Below are 805 nucleotides of genomic sequence, written 5' to 3'. Positions count from 1 at the left end.
GATCATCCTAATTTCTTGACATAACATCTTAGTTAGAAGTATAGAGGGGATTAGGCATATCCCATAGATTATGCCTAATATTATCCAAGTACTATTCATTGAGCTTTTCGATTAGTTTTTTAAGTTTCTTATCTAAGGTTATCACTTTCTCAAGGGTTTCATCATCCTTGTGTTTCCCGTTATCATCCAACCATTTTTTGATTGCCTCTAAGGATTTCTTGGATTGGTGATATGCAACAAAGGAATTGTACTTCTGTTCATTCTCTGTAGTACAAGGTAAGATTATTGCATTACCTTTTCCATCTAATCGAGTAAATTGACCCTCTAGATTTGTTGTTCTAGTAATTATTACCTTATTAGATAATATTGCAGTACCATTCTTTTTATCGATAGATACTACGTTTGCCTTTTCCATTAGGGTTTTGTCTTGGTAAATTACCGAGTTACCCTCTTTGAGTTTTACTATTTCTTTTTTCATATAAATAATGTATTTATTTTTGTTATACAAATATACTATTTTATTTTTAAATATCAATCATTATTGAATAAATTCTGCAAATCTTCTGAGGTTATCCCATGCTGACGGTAGTAGTCGTATTCCCAAGGATTGAGAGGTTTGCAATTGACTGGGTATTCGTCTCTTAATTCGAAAGGCAAATAGCCAAGAAATTCTATACTGTTGAAATACTGTACCTTACCATCAGTAAATAAGAAATATTTCAAGGGTCTATCGATTGCCTTACCGAAATTACTTCCTATTAATCTGATATCCTTGTTGGCAATGTAAACATGATACTTATCAGTT

At 31.8% G+C, this 805-nt stretch carries 2 protein-coding genes; both read right to left on the bottom strand.

Going from position 1 to position 805, the window contains the following annotated elements:
• Positions 1-91: 91 nt before the first annotated feature.
• Complete coding sequence (locus tag IE212_RS34470; protein WP_190201932.1) at positions 92-478, bottom strand: hypothetical protein; 387 nt, start codon at positions 476-478, stop codon at positions 92-94.
• A 53-nt stretch (positions 479-531) separates the two neighbouring features.
• Positions 532-805: hypothetical protein (locus tag IE212_RS35325; protein WP_229864732.1), on the bottom strand; the 274-nt coding region annotated here is incomplete at its 5' end.

The sequence above is a fragment of the Streptomyces djakartensis genome (genome assembly GCF_014651075.1).
In the GTDB taxonomy this organism is placed as follows: Bacteria; Actinomycetota; Actinomycetes; order Streptomycetales; family Streptomycetaceae; genus Streptomyces; species Streptomyces djakartensis.
Note: the sequence above shows the minus strand (reverse complement) of the source record. Positions and strands in the feature narration are given on the sequence as shown.